The sequence below is a fragment of the Streptomyces sp. CC0208 genome (assembly GCF_003443735.1).
In the GTDB taxonomy this organism is placed as follows: Bacteria; Actinomycetota; Actinomycetes; order Streptomycetales; family Streptomycetaceae; genus Streptomyces; species Streptomyces sviceus.
The window spans coordinates 1,215,356-1,230,957 of the sequence record NZ_CP031969.1 but is presented as its reverse complement, the minus strand read 5'-3'; the positions used below and the strand labels follow the sequence as shown (position 1 = coordinate 1,230,957).

Annotated in this window: 17 protein-coding genes and 2 pseudogenes; 12 read left to right on the top strand and 7 right to left on the bottom strand. The window is 71.8% G+C overall.

The annotated features are described in order from the left end of the window. The first annotated feature begins 376 nt into the window (after positions 1–376). On the top strand, positions 377–652 hold the full coding sequence (locus tag D1369_RS05735; protein WP_007386100.1) for a WhiB family transcriptional regulator: 276 nt from the start codon (positions 377–379) through the stop codon (positions 650–652). A gap of 252 nt (positions 653–904) precedes the next feature. Here the strand turns inward: D1369_RS05735 and D1369_RS05730 are convergent, their stop codons facing one another. From D1369_RS05730 to D1369_RS44725, 3 genes are all read right to left on the bottom strand, one after another. Continuing rightward, positions 905–1,882, bottom strand: a complete 978-nt coding sequence (locus D1369_RS05730; RefSeq protein ID WP_007386101.1) for an acyl-ACP desaturase — start codon at positions 1,880–1,882, stop codon at positions 905–907. A 205-nt stretch (positions 1,883–2,087) separates the two neighbouring features. Next, complete coding sequence (gene ddaH / locus D1369_RS05725; protein WP_007386102.1) at positions 2,088–2,864, bottom strand: dimethylargininase; 777 nt, start codon at positions 2,862–2,864, stop codon at positions 2,088–2,090. A 166-nt stretch (positions 2,865–3,030) separates the two neighbouring features. After that, positions 3,031–3,159 carry a hypothetical protein gene (locus tag D1369_RS44725; protein WP_346426750.1) on the bottom strand — a complete coding sequence of 43 codons (129 nt, stop codon included), beginning with the start codon at positions 3,157–3,159 and terminating at the stop codon, positions 3,031–3,033. 44 nt (positions 3,160–3,203) lie between these two features. Between D1369_RS44725 and D1369_RS05720 the strand changes: the two genes are divergently transcribed. After that, positions 3,204–3,800: a MerR family transcriptional regulator gene (locus D1369_RS05720; protein ID WP_342364927.1), complete on the top strand. Its 597-nt coding sequence runs from the start codon at positions 3,204–3,206 to the stop codon at positions 3,798–3,800. Here D1369_RS05720 and D1369_RS05715 read toward each other — a convergent pair. Next, positions 3,769–5,391 carry an ABC-F family ATP-binding cassette domain-containing protein gene (locus tag D1369_RS05715; protein WP_007386104.1) on the bottom strand — a complete coding sequence of 541 codons (1,623 nt, stop codon included), beginning with the start codon at positions 5,389–5,391 and terminating at the stop codon, positions 3,769–3,771. The two genes, D1369_RS05720 and D1369_RS05715, sit on opposite strands and share 32 nt — an antisense overlap. A 283-nt stretch (positions 5,392–5,674) precedes the next feature. Here D1369_RS05715 and D1369_RS05710 point away from each other — a divergent pair, with 283 nt between their 5' ends. Together D1369_RS05710 and D1369_RS44720 are read left to right on the top strand one after the other, a co-directional pair. Next, the gene (locus D1369_RS05710; protein ID WP_007386105.1) at positions 5,675–6,322 is read left to right on the top strand and encodes a GPP34 family phosphoprotein; all 648 of its coding nucleotides are present in this window, start codon (positions 5,675–5,677) and stop codon (positions 6,320–6,322) included. 153 nt (positions 6,323–6,475) lie between these two features. Beyond that, positions 6,476–6,844: pseudogene (locus tag D1369_RS44720) on the top strand (isocitrate lyase/phosphoenolpyruvate mutase family protein); the annotation flags it as partial. Positions 6,845–6,982: 138 nt separating this feature from the next. Here D1369_RS44720 and D1369_RS05700 read toward each other — a convergent pair. Next, on the bottom strand, positions 6,983–7,399 hold the full coding sequence (locus D1369_RS05700) for an SsgA family sporulation/cell division regulator (RefSeq protein ID WP_007386107.1): 417 nt from the start codon (positions 7,397–7,399) through the stop codon (positions 6,983–6,985). A 285-nt stretch (positions 7,400–7,684) separates the two neighbouring features. On the opposite strand from D1369_RS05700, the gene D1369_RS05695 reads away from it, so the two are divergent. Further along, positions 7,685–8,752, top strand: coding sequence for an oxidoreductase (locus D1369_RS05695; protein ID WP_037902075.1), 1,068 nt, complete (start codon positions 7,685–7,687; stop codon positions 8,750–8,752). 49 nt (positions 8,753–8,801) lie between these two features. Further along, positions 8,802–9,131, top strand: coding sequence for a hypothetical protein (locus tag D1369_RS05690; protein ID WP_007386109.1), 330 nt, complete (start codon positions 8,802–8,804; stop codon positions 9,129–9,131). Between the two features lie 4 nt (positions 9,132–9,135). On the opposite strand, the gene D1369_RS05685 is transcribed toward D1369_RS05690, so the two are convergent. Further along, a complete protein-coding gene (locus D1369_RS05685; protein WP_007386110.1) occupies positions 9,136–9,432 on the bottom strand; it encodes a YciI family protein in 297 nt (98 codons plus the stop codon). A 42-nt stretch (positions 9,433–9,474) separates the two neighbouring features. Here D1369_RS05685 and D1369_RS05680 point away from each other — a divergent pair, with 42 nt between their 5' ends. Together D1369_RS05680 and D1369_RS05675 are read left to right on the top strand one after the other, a co-directional pair. Next, on the top strand, positions 9,475–10,164 hold the full coding sequence (locus D1369_RS05680) for an endonuclease V (RefSeq protein WP_007386111.1): 690 nt from the start codon (positions 9,475–9,477) through the stop codon (positions 10,162–10,164). 84 nt (positions 10,165–10,248) lie between these two features. Continuing rightward, complete coding sequence (locus D1369_RS05675) at positions 10,249–10,407, top strand: hypothetical protein (RefSeq protein ID WP_086723806.1); 159 nt, start codon at positions 10,249–10,251, stop codon at positions 10,405–10,407. 28 nt (positions 10,408–10,435) lie between these two features. On the opposite strand, the gene D1369_RS05670 is transcribed toward D1369_RS05675, so the two are convergent. Continuing rightward, a complete protein-coding gene (locus D1369_RS05670) occupies positions 10,436–11,614 on the bottom strand; it encodes a saccharopine dehydrogenase NADP-binding domain-containing protein (protein ID WP_118082303.1) in 1,179 nt (392 codons plus the stop codon). A gap of 92 nt (positions 11,615–11,706) precedes the next feature. On the opposite strand from D1369_RS05670, the pseudogene D1369_RS05665 reads away from it, so the two are divergent. From D1369_RS05665 to D1369_RS05650, 4 genes and pseudogenes are all read left to right on the top strand, one after another. Continuing rightward, positions 11,707–11,935, top strand: a pseudogene (locus D1369_RS05665) (hypothetical protein). Positions 11,936–12,043: 108 nt separating this feature from the next. Continuing rightward, positions 12,044–13,219, top strand: a complete 1,176-nt coding sequence (locus D1369_RS05660) for a CaiB/BaiF CoA-transferase family protein (RefSeq protein ID WP_007386114.1) — start codon at positions 12,044–12,046, stop codon at positions 13,217–13,219. Next, on the top strand, positions 13,216–14,358 hold the full coding sequence (locus D1369_RS05655) for an acyl-CoA dehydrogenase family protein (protein WP_007386115.1): 1,143 nt from the start codon (positions 13,216–13,218) through the stop codon (positions 14,356–14,358). Before D1369_RS05660 ends, D1369_RS05655 begins: the two co-directional genes overlap by 4 nt. A 22-nt stretch (positions 14,359–14,380) precedes the next feature. After that, positions 14,381–15,595: an acetyl-CoA C-acetyltransferase gene (locus tag D1369_RS05650; protein WP_037902076.1), complete on the top strand. Its 1,215-nt coding sequence runs from the start codon at positions 14,381–14,383 to the stop codon at positions 15,593–15,595. Positions 15,596–15,602: the final 7 nt, after the last annotated feature.

Below are 15,602 nucleotides of genomic sequence, written 5' to 3'. Positions count from 1 at the left end.
CGTCACGCCGGGTGGGCCCGAGGGCGCCGAGCGCGCGGTCGATCATGGGGGGGAGCAGGTCGGGATGATTGGCGGTCACCGCCGCCGTGGGCCGCCGGCACCGGCCGGGGGGACCGTCTCCGCGTGCGGTCGTGCGCAGTCGTGCCGGGTGGGCCCGACGGGCCCCGAGCTGCGGTCGACTATGGCGGGAGTACGTCGGGATGGCTGGCGGCTACCGCCGCCGTGGGACGCCGGCGCCGGTCGGGCGGACGGTCTCCGCGCGCCGCCGTGCGCCCCGGCACCGGGCGGGGGACCATCAAGGCGGCCGGCGGCCGTGAACGGAGCCGTTGATCCGGCGTTGATCGAACGTTTTTCGCTGCCCGGCACGATCTCCGCCATGCACATCGACACCATCACCCCGACCGACCCCGCCTGGCAGGCGCAGGCGTTGTGCGCGCAGACCGGGGCGGACTTCTTCTTTCCCGAGCCGGGCAGCTCGGTACGAGAGGCGAAGCGCATCTGCGCCATGTGCGAGATGCGCCCGGCCTGCCTCGAGTACGCCCTGGCCAACGACGAACGCTTCGGCGTCTGGGGCGGCCTCTCCGAGAAGGAACGGCTTGCGATCAGGCGCGACGGCAAAACCGGTGAGCCGACCGGCCGGGAGTGCGGTTAAGGTCCCGAAGCGCACCCGGGCGTAGCGCAGAGGCAGGCGCACCTTGAGCTGTGCCGTCCGCCGACGATCGGCGCGCACAGGTCCTCGACGTTCGTCACCGGCAGCGAGAAGGACAGCGGCTCCCGGCCCAGCCCAGCCCGGGTCGTCTCCCGTACCAGCTCCGTCTTGCCGCAGCCAGGCGCGCCCTGGAGCAGCACCGTGCACGGAGGAGGGGACCGCGGTCCGGGGCCGGCCGGGTCTGCCAGGTCGGCGTCAGGCGCCCGCGCGCGCCGCCATCCGCGCCTTGCGCGCCGCCAGCTTCTCGTCGAACTTCGCGGCCTCCGCGTCCAGACCGCCCATGTACAGACCCAGTTCGTCCTGCGCCTTCTGGCCCTCGGGGCCGAGGCCGTCGATCTCCATGACCTTCAGGAAGCGCAAAACCGGCTGGAGCACGTCGTCGTGGTGGATGCGCATGTTGTAGATCTCGCCGATCGCCATCTGCGCGGCCGCCCGCTCGAAGCCGGGCATGCCGTGGCCGGGCATCCGGAAGTTCACGATCACGTCGCGCACGGCCATCATCGTCAGGTCGGGCGCGAGCTCGAAGGCCGCCTTCAGCAGGTTCCGGTAGAAGACCATGTGCAGGTTCTCGTCGGTGGCGATGCGCGCCAGCATGCGATCGCAGACCGGGTCCCCGGACTGGTGGCCGGTGTTGCGGTGCGAGACGCGGGTCGCGAGCTCCTGGAAGGCCACGTAGGCGACCGAGTGCAGCATGGAGTGGCGGTTGTCCGACTCGAAGCCCTCGCTCATGTGGGCCATGCGGAACTGCTCCAGCTTGTCCGGGTCCACCGCCCGCGAGGTGAGCAGGTAGTCCCGCATCACGATGCCGTGCCGGCCCTCCTCGGCGGTCCAGCGGTGCACCCAGGTGCCCCAGGCGCCGTCACGGCCGAAGAGCGAGGCGATCTCGTGGTGGTAGCTGGGAAGGTTGTCCTCGGTGAGCAGGTTCACGACCAGGGCGATCCGGCCGATCTCGGTGACCTTGGACTGCTCCTTCTCCCACGCCTCGCCGTCCTCGAAGAAGCCGGGGAAGTTGCGGCCGTCGCTCCACGGGACGTACTCGTGCGGCATCCAGTCCTTGGTGACCTTCAGATGCCGGTTGAGTTCGTTCTCGACCACTTCCTCCAGCGCGTACAGCAGTCGCGCGTCGGTCCACTCGGAGGACGGGCTGCCGAGGTGAGGGGAAGTGATCGTCACAGGTACTCCAGGGGGACGCGACCGACATGTGCGGGGCCCGGCGAGCGGTGCCGGGGAACCTACGGAATCGTAGGCTACGAAACCGTAGGTTACGAGACCGTAGGTTAAGGGTGTCGTAAAGGTCCCTGATCGGCGGTGTCCCCGTGCATGACAAAGCGGCCCCGGAACCGCAGGTCCGAGGCCGCCGGCCTCCTGCACTCGCCCCTCAGGCGTACAGGTCCCGCAAGCGCACCGAGAGGCACGTCACACAGCCTTCGAGCTTCTCGAACTCGCTGATGTCCACCATGACCGGTTCGAATCCGAGGTCGGTGAGCAGCTCCGCGGTCTTCGGGGCGCTCGCGGCCATGAGCAGTTTGGGACCGCCGAGCAGGACGACGTGGGCGCCGGCCTCCTCGGGCACGGACAGGAAGCGCGGGAAGAGCGCGGGCCGGTCCACCTTGGGGATGTGTCCGATCACGGTCCCGTCGGGCAGCGCGGTGACCGCCGACTTCAGGTGCAGCACCTTGCTCACCGGTACGGCGACGACCCGGGCCCCGAGCGGTTCGAAGGCGGCCCGCAGCTGCTGGACGCCGGCCGCGTTGGTACGCCCGCCCCGGCCGACGTAGATCGTGTCGTCGATCTTCAGCACGTCACCGCCGTCCAGGGTGCCCGGCTCCCAGATCCAGTTCACCGAGCAGCCCAGGCGCGCCACGGCCTCCTCGACGCCGGCGGTCTCCTCGCGCCGGGACTCGGCGCCGGAGCGCGCGATCAGGGCGACGTTCTTGTACATGACCACGGTGTCCTCGACGAACACCGAGTCCGGGCAGTCGTCCTCCGGGTCCACATCGACGGTCTCCCAGCCGTGCGTGCGCATGGCCTCGACGTACGCCTCCCACTGTTCGAGCGCGAGGTCGACGTCGACCTTCTCCCGCTCGACGTGCGTCACCAGACCTTCGGCGAGGCGCGGGCTGGGGCGGCGGACGAGGGCCTTCTTGCTGGGCACGAGGAAACTCCGTATCGGCGGGACAGGGGCGGCGCGCGTGACGGGCGCCGGTCAGCCATCATGCAGCGCCGGTCCGTGTCGACAAAACCCCCGGAGTCAGGCTGTGGCCCTCCTGAGACGCTTCACGGCTCACCAGCGCCGTCGCGCCGCACGCGCGCGTGCCGCCTCATGGGCCTAGCGCAGCAGTCGTACGACGGTCCCGGTCGTCCTCTCGCCGGGATTCGTGTCGTTGCCCGAGGAGGTGCGGGAGCGCCGTGCGGCCGACCTGGACGTTGACCCGCCAACGGCCCGGCAGGTCCAGGTCGGAGGCGGTGTCGTCGGGGGGTAGTGCGGCCGGGGGTGATTCCGCCGGCCCAGCGGTCGGACAACGGCTACCGCTCCTGCACGCCGCTCCATGCCCGCGCTCCGCGCGCCTGTCGAGGGCTCGCCGCGGCCGTCGACGAGGTCCAAGCCCGGCTCGCGCGGGAGCGCGCCGAGGTGTTGCGTGCCCAGCGGGCGCTGGAGCGCATCCAGGCCGAAGGGGCCGGCGGGGACGACGACTTCATGACCATCACACAGCTCGCGCAGGCGCTCGGCGTACGGTCCTCGACCCTGCGGTTCCGGGAGGAGGAAACGCTGGTCCTCCCGGAGCGCGTGACCACTCTGCGCGCGCGTCGCTACGGTCCCGCGGCGATCAGGGCGGCACGCGTCGTCGTCGCCCTGCGCGCCGGCGGGTACGGCATCCCGGCCGTGGGTGAGGTGATGGCCTGCCTGGACGGCGCCGACGGGCTGGAGGACGCCCGGCGGATCCTGCGGGAACGGATCCTGCGGGAACGGCTCGACCGGATCGCCGCCCGGAGCGTGGCGCTGCTCCGGGCGGGCGCGGACACGGCGGCCGTCATCTGCGACGCGGACGCCGTGGACCCTACGCGGGGAACTCCGGATCCTCCGGTGTGACCTCCCGCAGCTCCCCGTCCAGCATCAGCCAGCGCGTGATGCCGATCGACTCCAGGAACGGCAGGTCGTGGCTGGCCACGACCAGCGCGCCCTCGTACGACTCCAGGGCCGAGGTCAGCTGTCGCACGCTCGCGATGTCGAGGTTGTTCGTCGGCTCGTCGAGCATGAGCAGCTGGGGTGCGGGCTCCGCCAGCATCAGCGCGGCCAGGGCCGCCCGGAAGCGTTCGCCGCCGGACAGCGTCGACGCCTGCTGGTCGGCTCGGGCGCCCCGGAACAGGAAGCGGGCGAGACGGGCCCGCACCCGGTTGTTGGTGGCGCCCGGCGCGAACCGGGCCACGTTCTCGGCGACCGACAGCTCGCCGTCGAGGACGTCCAGACGCTGGGGCAGGAAGCGGAGCGGGACATGGACCGCCGCCTCGCCCGACACCGGTGACAGCTCCCCGGCGATCGTCCGCAGCAGCGTCGTCTTGCCCGTGCCGTTGCGCCCGATCAGCGCGACCCGCTCGGGCCCGCGAAGGTCGAGACCGCCCTTCACCCGCGCGCCGTGGGCGAGGTGCAGGTCCATGAGAGTCAGGACCGTACGGCCCTGCGGTACGGCCGTGTACGGCAGGTCCACGCGGATCTCGTCGTCGTCCCTTACGGCCTCCACCGCCTCGTCGAGCCGGTCCTTGGCCTCGGCGAGCTTCTCCTCGTGCATGATGCGGTGCTTGCCCGCGGAGACCTGGGCCGCGCGGCTCTTCAGCTTCATGACGGCCCGAGGCTCGCGCTTGGTGTCGTACATCTTCTGGGCGTAGCGCTTGCGATGAGCCAACTTGACCTGTGCGTCGACCAGTTCGCGTTTCTGCCTGCGAAAGTCCGACTCGGCGACCCGCACCATCCGCTCCGCCGCCTCCTGTTCGACGGCGAGGGCCTCCTCGTAGGCGGAGAAGTTCCCGCCGTACCAGGTGACCTCGCCCGAGCGCAGATCGGCGATCTGGTCGACCAGGTCTAGGAGTTCGCGGTCGTGGCTGACCACGACCATCACCCCCGGCCAGGAGGCGACGGCCGAGTACAGCCGCCTGCGGGCGTACAGGTCGAGGTTGTTGGTGGGCTCGTCGAGGAGCAGGACGTCCGGTCGGCGCAGCAGCAGCGCGGCCAGCCGCAGCAGCACCGACTCGCCGCCCGAGACCTCGCCGATCCCGCGGTCCAACCCGATGTGGCCGAGGCCGAGTTCGCCGAGGGTGGCCAGGGCCCGCTCCTCCACGTCCCAGTCGTCGCCGACCGTCTCGAAGTGCTCCTCGGACACGTCGCCCGCCTCGATGGCGTGCAGGGCGGCGCGCCGCGCGGCGATGCCGAGCGCCTCTTCGACCTTCAGGCCGGTGTCGAGCGTGACGTTCTGCGGGAGATAACCGACCTCGCCCGCGACGCGCACGGCGCCGTCGGCCGGGGTGAGTTCACCGGCGATCAGCTTCAACAGGGTTGATTTACCCGACCCGTTGACGCCGACGAGACCTGTGCGGCCGGGGCCGAAGGCGATGTCGAGGCCATCGAGGACGGGGGTGCCATCGGGCCACGAGAAGGCGAGTGAGGTGCAGGTGATGGAAGTAGACATACGGTCTCCGCGGTTGCTCGAAGCGAGAAGGGGCAAACGCGTATCGAGACACCCGCGACCACGGGAAAGGCCAGGAGGCCGGAGGGCGGGGACAAGGCCCTGCTCGTCGGGAACGGCTCGTGTGCCGAGGTCGCACGCGGCGCACACACCTCAGGTGTGTGACACGGTGTCTCAGGACCTCAGACGAGCAACGTCCTTCTCCGATCGACGGCAACAGAAGCGTTCTACACCGTACGAGGCGGCCTTAGGGCTGTCAACGAGTTAATGCGCCTTAGGAGGCCCCGTGCCCGACGGACCGCTCTCCCTGCCGGCCCACCTCTATCTGCTGGCCTGGGACACCTCGAAGTCCGAGACCACCGGTGCCGCCCAGGTTCCCCAGCTGGTCCGGGCCGGCGCCCTCACCGAGCTGGCCCGGCGCGGGCTGCTCCTCGACGTGGACGGCATCGCCACACCGGTCGACATGGACGCCGAGACCGGGGACCCCGTCCTGGACGGGCTGCTCGAACTGGTCCGTGAATCCCGCCCGCACCGGTGGCGGAGCTGGGTGACACCGCACACCCGGATCACCCTGGACGCCGTACGGGAACAGCTCACCGCGGGTGGACATCTGCGCGCCCGCAAGCGGCGGGTCCTCGGGCTGTTCCCGACCGTGGAGCACGACCTGGCCCGTCCGGCCGCCGCGGAGGCGCTTCAGGAGGAGGTCCGGCAGGTCCTGCGGGGACCGGTGCCACCCGTGGACGTCTCCGAGCGGGACGCGGCCCTCGTCGCGCTCGCCGCGGCGGCCGAACTGCGCACCCTGCTGCCCCGCGGGGAACACCACGAGGCGCGCGTCGAGGAACTGGTCGAGCGCAGCGGGCAGGTGGCGCCGGTGCTGCGGGAGCTCGTCCACGGGGTCCGCGGGGCGGCGGCCTCGGTCGCGGCGCGCGCCTGAACGCCGGCGTCGGATTCCGGCCGGCGCTGCCGCGGGGGCCGGTGGCTGAGTGAGGCGGGACGCGGGGGACGCAGCCGTGGCCACCACGAGCGCCCGGCTCTCCTGAGCCCTGAGCCCTGAGCCCTGAGCCCTGAGCCCTGTGCGCGGCGGACGGTGACCGCCTGGACCGGAGCGGGCCCTGGACGCTTGTGGGGCGGATCGCCGTTGGGGTGGGCGCGGAGGTCGAGAGCGGATACGTGCGGATCACGCCGGCCCGGGAGGCCGCCGACACGGAGGGCGTGCCCTTGTTCGTCAACGCCCGTGTCGACACGTTCTGGCGCGGCGCCAACGGAGTCGACCCCGGAGCAGGCCGCCGCCTTCCTCGCCGCGGGCGCTGACCGGACAGTCACCCCCGGGGCCGTCGACCCGGGGGCCGTCAAGCTCCGCGTCGACGCGATCGACGGTCCGCTGAACGTCATGGCCGGGACCGGCGTCCTGTCCGTCGCCGAGCCGTACGCAAGCGGAGTGGCGCGCGTCAGCGTCGGCTCCGGCATCGCGCAGGCCGCGCACACCCTGGTCCGCCGCGCCGCGCGGGAGCTGCTGGACGCGGGACGGACATCCGTCGGCCGACGGGGACGGGTTCAGCCACGGCGAGCTCAACGCCCTCCTGGCCGGCCGGTGTCAGTACGCGTCGCGGATCAGCTCGGCCAGGTCGTGGTCGAGGTCGAGCTGGAGGTGCTCAAGACCGGTCGGCACGAGGTCGTTCGTCGCCTCCAGGAACCGGCGCAGCTCGCCCGTGCGCACATGCACGACGGCGGTGCCCTCGGGGGCGTGGAACTCGAGAACGGTGCGGTCGTAGCCGTACGGCCGCACCCGGACGTCGCCGTGGCCCTCGGGCTCGTGCAGGCCGGTGGTGAGCAGTTCGCGGCTGAAGGTCCAGCAGACCTCGACGCCTTCAAGGGTGGCCGGGGCGGGGAAGGTCATACGGACGGCGAACGGATCACAGCGGTCGTAGTGCAGGGTGGCGGGAATGCTCGGCATCCGCGGTGCCGCGGCGACGAGACGGGCCTCTACGGGCTGCTCGATGACGGTGGACAACGCCTTGCTCCCTTGTGACGGCAGGTGGGCTCCGGAGTGGGACGGGCACTGGAAGAGACGTCGGAATGAGCCAATCCGTGTACACGAAGTTCGAGTGACCTCCGTCACCGTCTCCATGCACCGGTGTGATCCAGTCCTTCTCCCGTGCCCCGGGAGACACTTGTGACACCCCGCGCACCGGTCGGCGTCCGGCCGAGGGCATCTGGACGGCGCCGGGAGCGTGGGCTAGCTTCGCCCGCCATGAGGCGCTTGGGAAACACGCGAGGCAAGAGGCCGACGGGCCTGATGAGCCGGACCGTCGCCGCGGGGGCGGCCTGTGCGGCGGCGCTGGCCGTCCTGACCGCCGTACCGGCCGAGGCACATGACCCGGACGGCCGTGCGCCGCGCTGGGAGCTCAAGGACAGCGGCACCCCCGAGGTGCGGTTCCGCGGGCTGTCGGCGGTCAGCCGGGACACCGCCTGGCTGGCCGGTACCCAGGGCACCGTGCTGCGCACCACGGACGGCGGAGCGAGCTGGCGAAACGTCTCGCCGCCCGGCGCCGCCGAGCTGCAGTTCCGGGACATCGAGGCCTTCGACGCGCGCCGGGCGGTGGTTCTGGCCATCGGGGAGGGCGAGGCGTCCCGCGTCTACCGCACCGAGGACGGCGGCGCGACCTGGACCGAGTCCTTCCGCAACACCGACGCCAAGGCCTTCTACGACTGCCTCACCTTCTTCGACCACCGCCACGGCCTCGCCATGAGCGACCCGGTGGACGGGAAGTTCCGCATCCTGTCGACCTCCGACGGCGGCCGCTCCTGGAAGGTGCTGCCCGACAAGGGCATGCCGGCCGCGCTCGACGGCGAGGCGGGCTTCGCGGCGAGCGGGCAGTGCCTGGTCAGCTCCGGGCCCCGGGACGTCTGGCTGGCCACCGGCGGGGCGGCACGCGCGCGTGTACTGCACTCCGCCGACCGAGGCCGCACCTGGACGGCCTCCGACACGCCGATCCCGGCGGGCGACCCCGCCAAGGGCGTCTTCGCGCTCGCCTTCCGCGACCGTGTCCACGGGCTCGCGGTCGGCGGCGACTACCGGGCCGACCAGAGCTCTCCGCAGGCCGCCGCCCGTACCGGTGACGGCGGCGCGACCTGGCGGGCCGCCGCCGCCCCGGTGAACGCCTACCGCTCCGGCGTGGCCTGGCTCCCGCACAGCCGCACCGCGGCCCTCGCGGTCGGTCCCACCGGCACGGACCTCACCAGGGACGGCGGCCGGACCTGGCGGACCGTGGACACCGGCTCGTACGACACCGTCGACTGCACGGTCGACGGGGGCTGCTGGGCGGCCGGGGAGAAGGGACGGGTGGCTCGTCTGGAGGGCTGAGTGGCGGAATGTGGGTACCCGGTCGCCGACGGCGAAAGGAGTGACCCCCATGCCAGCCGGTTCGAACTCGAAGCGTGAACGCCAGTACGAGCACATCAAGGAGAGCGCGCAGGACCGGGGCGAGAGCACCGGACGGGCCAAGGAGATCGCGGCGCGGACGGTCAACAAGGAACGCGCCCGGTCCGGCGAGTCCAAGACCGCCAGCCGTACCTCGACCCAGGACATGTCCTCCGGCAAGCGGGGCGGCCAGCGGTCGGGCAAGGGCTCCCAGGGACCGACCTACGACCAGCTCTACGAAGAGGCCAAGCGCAAGGGCGTCAAGGGCCGTTCGGACATGAACAAGAGCCAGCTCCAGCGCGCCCTCGGCAACAACAGCTGATCCGTCAGCCGAGGGTCTCCCGGTACGGCTCCAGCGCCGGAGCCGTCTTCGTCGCGGCGAACTCGGTGACGCGGTACGCGCACACCCCGGCCGTGACGAACGGGTCGCCCGCGGTGATCCGCTCGATCCGCGCACGATCCTCCGCGACGGCGATGATCATCCCGCCGTCGCGGGGGTTCTTGGGCCCGGACGCCAGGAAGACGCCGTGCTCGTACTGCTCGTCCAGCCAGGCGACATGCGCCGGCAGCACGGCGTCCACGGCAGCGAGCGGGGCGGTGTAGGTCAGTTCCAGTACGAACATGATCGCGAGCCTACGCCGCACCGCCGTACGCTCGCTTCCACCATGACGACAGTGGACATTCCCGCGGGCTGGCCCGCGACCGAGGAACAGGCCCGCGCGGTCCAGGACGAGTTGAGGCCGAGGACGGTCCTCGACGAGCCGGGCCCGCCGCCCGGCACCGGCCGTGTCACCGGGGTCGACGTGGCCTACGACGACGAACGGGACGTCGTCGCGGCCGCGGCCGTGGTTCTGGACGCGGCGACCCTTCAGGTCGTGGCCGAGGCGACCGCGGTCGGCCGCATCTCGTTCCCGTACGTCCCCGGCCTGCTCGCCTTCCGTGAGATCCCCACGGTCCTCGCCGCCCTCGACGCCCTGCCGTGCGCGCCCGGCCTCGTCGTCTGCGACGGTTACGGCCGCGCCCACCCCCGCCGCTTCGGCCTCGCGAGCCACCTCGGCGTCCTCACCGGGCTGCCGACGATCGGGGTCGCCAAGAACCCGTTCACCTTCACGTACGACGATCCCGGCGCCCGGCGCGGTGCGTGGACGCCGTTGCTGGCGGGCTCGGAGGAGGTCGGCCGGGCCCTGCGCACGCGCGAGGCGGTGAAGCCGGTCTTCGTCTCGGTCGGCCACCGCGTGATCCTGGACAACGCCTGCGCCCACACCCTCGCGCTCACGCCGGCGTACCGCCTGCCGGAGACGACACGCAGGGCGGACGCGCTGTGCCGACAGGCGCTGCGGGAGGCGACCTCCTGACCGGTTCCAGGAGGGGTACTGAGTACGTCGTCTGAGTATCTGTACGGATGTGCCCACCCCGGTGTGCTCGGCAGGCTGTTCCGCATGACGACGCACCGCATGACCCACCGTTCCCCCAAGCCCCTCGCCGACCCGAACCGGCCCGTCGAGCGTGCCGTGACCGCCGCGCTGGTCCTCGGGGTGCTCGCCGGGCTCGGCTGGATCGCGGGGATGATCTACACGGTGGCGGGCTGGTCCTTCTGAGTCATGGCCTGGTCCTTCTGACACGGGCTCACCGGCTCGACGCCACCCGGAAGGTGATCCCGGCCCGTCGCAGCCGCTCGATCAGCGCGTCCCCCATCGCCACCGCCGTCGTGACCTGACCGGACGTCTCCGGGAGGTCGTCGAAGGCCAGGGACAGCGCCGACTCGGCGAACATCTTCGCTGTCTCGTCGTACCCCGGGTCGCCGCCCGCTACCTCGGTGAACACCCGTCGGCCACCGCCCTCGCCGACGAAGCGCACCGAGAACCAGCTCTTCGCCCGCTTCTCGGGGCTCGGGCCGTCACCCGGCCTGACCCGGCCGGACAGCCAGCGACGCGCGGGCGGCACCTGGGCCGCCGCGAACAGGGCGCCCACGGCCGCGACCCCGCCCACCGCGACCGGCAGCCGCCGTACGGCCGCGTAGTGGCGGTAGCGGAAGTCCGGGCCGTAGCGCTCCAGTGCCTTCGCGGAGCGCCGGACGATCTGTGCGTCGATGGTCGGCAGCGGCAGCGCCCAGGCGCCGACCTCCTGCGCGTACCGGGGGGAGCCGGTCGGCGCGGCGGCCCGTCGGCCCACCAGGCGCGGCTCGTGCCGACCGCGGTCCCGGGCGGCGGCGATCATCTGCCGGCCGCGCGCGAACTGGTTGAGGGCCGAGGCGAAGGTCCCGCCGGAGAACATGGCGTCCGCGGTCACGAACCCGTCGACGGTGAGCGGAACGCCCTCCGGCAGCTGCCGGACGGTGAAGTACGCCCCCAGGTCGTGCGGGACCGAGTCGAAGCCGCAGGCGTGCACCAGCCGTGCGCCCGTCTCACGCGCGCGTGCGTCGTGCCGGACATACATCAGGTCCACGAACTCCGGCTCGCCCGAGAGGTCGAGGTAGTCCGTCCCCGCGTCCGCGCAGGCGGCGACCAGCTCCTCGCCGTACGTCAGGTAGGGGCCGACCGTGGTGGCGACCACGCGCGCGCCTTCCGCGAGGGCGCGCAGCGAGTCCGGGTCCGACACGTCGGCCGTGAGGACCCCGACGTCGGTGCCCGCCGGCAGCCGCTCGCGCAGCGCCCTGAGCTTGTCCTCGCTGCGGCCGGCGATCGCCCAGCGCAGACCGTCCGGGCCGTGCGCGGCGAGGTACCGGGCGGTGAGTGCTCCCGCGAAACTCGTCGCCCCGAACAGCACGATGTCGTAGGGACGGTCCGACTTTTTCAGCCTGCTCATGACACTCCTGTATCCCGCCGCACGCGCCGTTGTCGGTGGCCGAGGCTAGCGTGAGGGGTGCGGAGCCCGACGAGGAGGCCGGAGGTGGGACGGTGGCCGTACCCAGGAACGCCCTGAAGAAGTGGGAGAAAGTACGCGAGTTCGCCCTCGGGCTGCCGGGCGTCACCGAGGCCAAGCGGCGGAGCCGCACATCGATACAGCCCTTGGGGTGAGACCGTCGCCAAGGTCAACAAGACGGCGGACCTGCTGTGCGACTGGGTCGAAGAGAGCCACCGCGCGATCGCACCGAAACGGCTGATAGCCGAACTCGACGAGCGGTGACCGGCCGATAATTGGCTAAGCGCTTGCTCGTTCAGGTCTTGTGTCCACTGGAACACGTTCATAGCATCACTGGTGTTACATCAGTTGTGTCACGCCAATGGGGGCTGCATGACAACGGCAACGACGCCCGGGCACGGCCCGCTCGCCGGCGTGCGCGTGGTGGAGCTCGCCGGCATCGGGCCGGGCCCCTTCGCGGGCATGCTCCTCGCCGACCTGGGAGCCGACGTCGTCCGCGTCTCCCGCCCTGGCGGCGCCGCCCTCTCGATCGACCCCGACCACGACATCACCAACCGCAACAAGCGCTCCGTGGTCGTCGACCTCAAGGCCCCCGAAGGACCCGCGCGCGTCCTCGACCTCGCCGCCCGCGCCGACATCCTGATCGAGGGCAACCGCCCCGGTGTCGCCGAGCGCCTCGGCGTCGGCCCCGAGGACTGCCACGCGCGCAACCCCGCCCTCGTCTACGGCCGGATGACCGGCTGGGGCCAGCAGGGACCGCTGGCCCAGCGCGCCGGGCACGACATCGCCTACATCGCCCTCACCGGCACCCTCGGCATGATCGGCGAACCTGGCCGTCCCCCGGCCGTCCCCGCCAACCTCCTCGGTGACTACGCGGGCGGCTCCCTCTACCTCGTCGTCGGCGTTCTCGCCGCCCTCCATCACGCGCGCGCGACCGGCACCGGCCAGGTCGTCGACGCCGCCATCGTCGACGGCACGTCCCACCTCTCCGCGATGATCCACGCCATGACCGCGGCCGGCGGCTGGCAGGACCGGCGCGGCGCCAACCTCCTGGACGGCGGCTGCCCGTACTACGGCACCTACGAGACCGCCGACGGGAAGTACATGGCGGTGGGCGCGCTGGAGCCGCAGTTCTACGACCTGTTCCTCGACCTGCTCGGCGTCCCGGACTTCACGGACGCCCGCAAGGACTGGACCCGCTGGGGCGACCTGCGCGAGGCGGTAGCGGCCCGATTCCGCAGCCGTACGAGAGACGAGTGGGCGGCCGTCTTCGAGGGCACCGACGCGTGCGTGGCGCCCGTCCTGTCGCTGCGCGAGGCCCCGCACCACCCGCACCTCGCCGCCCGCGGCACCTTCACCGACCACGGCGGCATCACCCAGCCCGCGCCCGCGCCCCGCTTCTCCGCGACCCCGACGGCCGTCCGCACCGGGCCCGCCCGGGACGGCGCCGACACCGCGGACGTGGCACGCGACTGGGACGTACCGGATCTCGCGTGGGACGTACCGGATGTCGTGAAAGACCAGGAACCCCGGAAAGGCCCCGAATGAAGCGGCAGCTCTTCGCCCCCGAGCACGACGCGTTCCGCGCGACCGTGCGTGCCTTCCTGGCCAGGGAGGTCCTGCCGTACTACGCGCAGTGGGAGAAGGACGGCATCGTCTCCCGCGAGGCCTGGCGGGCGGCCGGCAAGCAGGGCCTCCTCGGGATCGCCGTGCCCGAGGAGTTCGGGGGCGGCGGCACGACCGACTTCCGCTACGCCACCGTCCTCGCCGAGGAGTTCACGCGCGCGGGCACTCCCGGACTCGCCCTGGGTCTGCACAACGACGTCATCGGCCCGTACCTCACCGGCCTCGCCACCGAGGAGCAGAAGCGCCGCTGGCTGCCCGGCTTCTGCGACGGCTCGCTGATCACCGCCATCGCCATGACCGAGCCCGGCGCGGGCTCCGACCTCCAGGGCATCCGCACGCACGCGGAGGAGCGGGGCGACCACTGGGTGCTGAACGGCTCCAAGACCTTCATCTCCAACGGGATCATCGCCGACCTGGTGATCGTCGTCGCGAGGACCACTCCCGAGGGCGGGGCCCGCGGGCTGTCGCTGCTGGTCGTCGAGCGCGGCACGGCGGGCTTCGAGCGCGGCCGCAACCTCGACAAGATCGGTCAGAAGGCGCAGGACACCTCCGAGTTGTTCTTCCACGACGTGCGCGTGCCCAAGGAGAACCTCCTCGGCGAGCGCGACGGCGCCTTCGGGCACCTGATGACCAACCTCGCCCAGGAGCGGCTGAGCATCGCCGTCTCCGCGATCGCCGCCGCCGAACACCTCCTGGAGATCACCACCGAGTACGTCAAGGGGCGCGAGGCCTTCGGCCGGCCGCTCGCCACCAAGCAGCACATCCGGTTCGAGATAGCCGAGATGGCCACGGAGTGCGCGGTCACGCGGACGTTCGTCGACCGCTGCGTCGAGGACCACTCCGACGGAGGACTGGACGCCGTCCACGCCTTCATGGCCAAGTGGTGGGCGACCGAGCTCCAGAAGCGGGTCGCCGACCGCTGCCTGCAACTGCACGGCGGCTACGGCTACATGAGCGAGTACCCGGTCGCGCGGGCCTTCACCGACGGCCGGATCCAGACCATCTACGGCGGCACGACCGAGATCATGAAAGAGATCATCGGCCGTTCCCTGTTGAGCTGACCCTCATTTGAAAGGCTTCCCCGTGAGCACCGAAGCGTACGTGTACGACGCGATCCGCACCCCGCGCGGCCGCGGCAAGGCGAACGGCGCCCTGCACGGCACCAAGCCCATCGACCTGGTCGTGGGACTCATCCACGAGATCCGCGCCCGTTTCCCGGACCTGGACCCGGCGGCGGTCGACGACATCGTGCTCGGTGTCGTCGGCCCGGTCGGCGACCAGGGCTCCGACATCGCCCGGATCGCCGCCGTCGCCGCAGGACTGCCGGACACGGTCGCGGGCGTGCAGGAGAACCGCTTCTGTGCCTCGGGCCTGGAGGCCGTCAACATGGCCGCCGCAAAGGTCCGTTCGGGCTGGGAGGACCTGGTCCTCGCGGGCGGCGTCGAGTCCATGTCCCGGGTGCCGATGGCCTCCGACGGCGGCGCCTGGTTCAACGACCCGATGACCAACCTCGCCGTCAACTTCGTGCCGCAGGGCATCGGCGCCGACCTGATCGCCACGATCGAGGGATTCTCCCGGCGTGACGTCGACGAATACGCCGCTCTGAGCCAGGAGCGTGCCGCCACGGCCTGGAAGGAGGGCCGCTTCGACCGCTCCGTCGTCCCGGTGAAGGACCGCGCGGGCCTGACCGTCCTCGACCACGACGAGCACCTGCGCCCCGGCACCACCGCCGACTCCCTCGCGAAGCTCAAGCCGTCCTTCGCGGACATCGGCGACCTGGGCGGCTTCGACGCGGTGGCCCTGCAGAAGTACCACTGGGTCGAGAAGATCGACCACGTCCACCACGCGGGCAACTCCTCCGGCATCGTCGACGGCGCCTCGCTGGTCGCGATCGGTTCCAAGGAGGTCGGTGAGCGCTACGGCCTCACCCCGCGCGCGCGGATCGTCTCCGCCGCGGTCTCCGGCTCCGAGCCCACCATCATGCTCACCGGCCCCGCACCCGCCACCCGCAAGGCCCTCGCCAAGGCCGGCCTGAGCATCGACGACATCGACCTCGTCGAGATCAACGAGGCCTTCGCGGCGGTCGTCCTGCGCTTCGTGCGGGACATGGGACTCTCCCTGGACAAGGTCAACGTCAACGGCGGCGCGATCGCGCTGGGCCACCCGCTCGGCGCCACCGGCGCCATGATCCTGGGCAGCCTGATCGACGAACTGGAGCGCCAGGACAAGCGGTACGGCCTCGCGACGCTCTGTGTGGGCGGCGGCATGGGCATCGCCACCATCGTCGAGCGCATCTGACCCCCTC

Bases quoted from the DNA above. Each gene is read 5' to 3' on its own strand.
- D1369_RS05735 (WP_007386100.1), top strand. From the start codon at position 377: ATGCACATCGACACCATCACCCCGACCGACCCCGCCTGGCAGGCGCAG.
- D1369_RS05715 (WP_007386104.1), bottom strand. From the start codon at position 5,391: ATGTCTACTTCCATCACCTGCACCTCACTCGCCTTCTCGTGGCCCGAT.
- D1369_RS05695 (WP_037902075.1), top strand. From the start codon at position 7,685: ATGAGCCGGACCGTCGCCGCGGGGGCGGCCTGTGCGGCGGCGCTGGCC.
- D1369_RS05690 (WP_007386109.1), top strand. From the start codon at position 8,802: ATGCCAGCCGGTTCGAACTCGAAGCGTGAACGCCAGTACGAGCACATC.
- D1369_RS05685 (WP_007386110.1), bottom strand. From the start codon at position 9,432: ATGTTCGTACTGGAACTGACCTACACCGCCCCGCTCGCTGCCGTGGAC.
- D1369_RS05680 (WP_007386111.1), top strand. From the start codon at position 9,475: ATGACGACAGTGGACATTCCCGCGGGCTGGCCCGCGACCGAGGAACAG.
- D1369_RS05675 (WP_086723806.1), top strand. From the start codon at position 10,249: ATGACGACGCACCGCATGACCCACCGTTCCCCCAAGCCCCTCGCCGAC.
- D1369_RS05670 (WP_118082303.1), bottom strand. From the start codon at position 11,614: ATGAGCAGGCTGAAAAAGTCGGACCGTCCCTACGACATCGTGCTGTTC.
- D1369_RS05660 (WP_007386114.1), top strand. From the start codon at position 12,044: ATGACAACGGCAACGACGCCCGGGCACGGCCCGCTCGCCGGCGTGCGC.
- D1369_RS05655 (WP_007386115.1), top strand. From the start codon at position 13,216: ATGAAGCGGCAGCTCTTCGCCCCCGAGCACGACGCGTTCCGCGCGACC.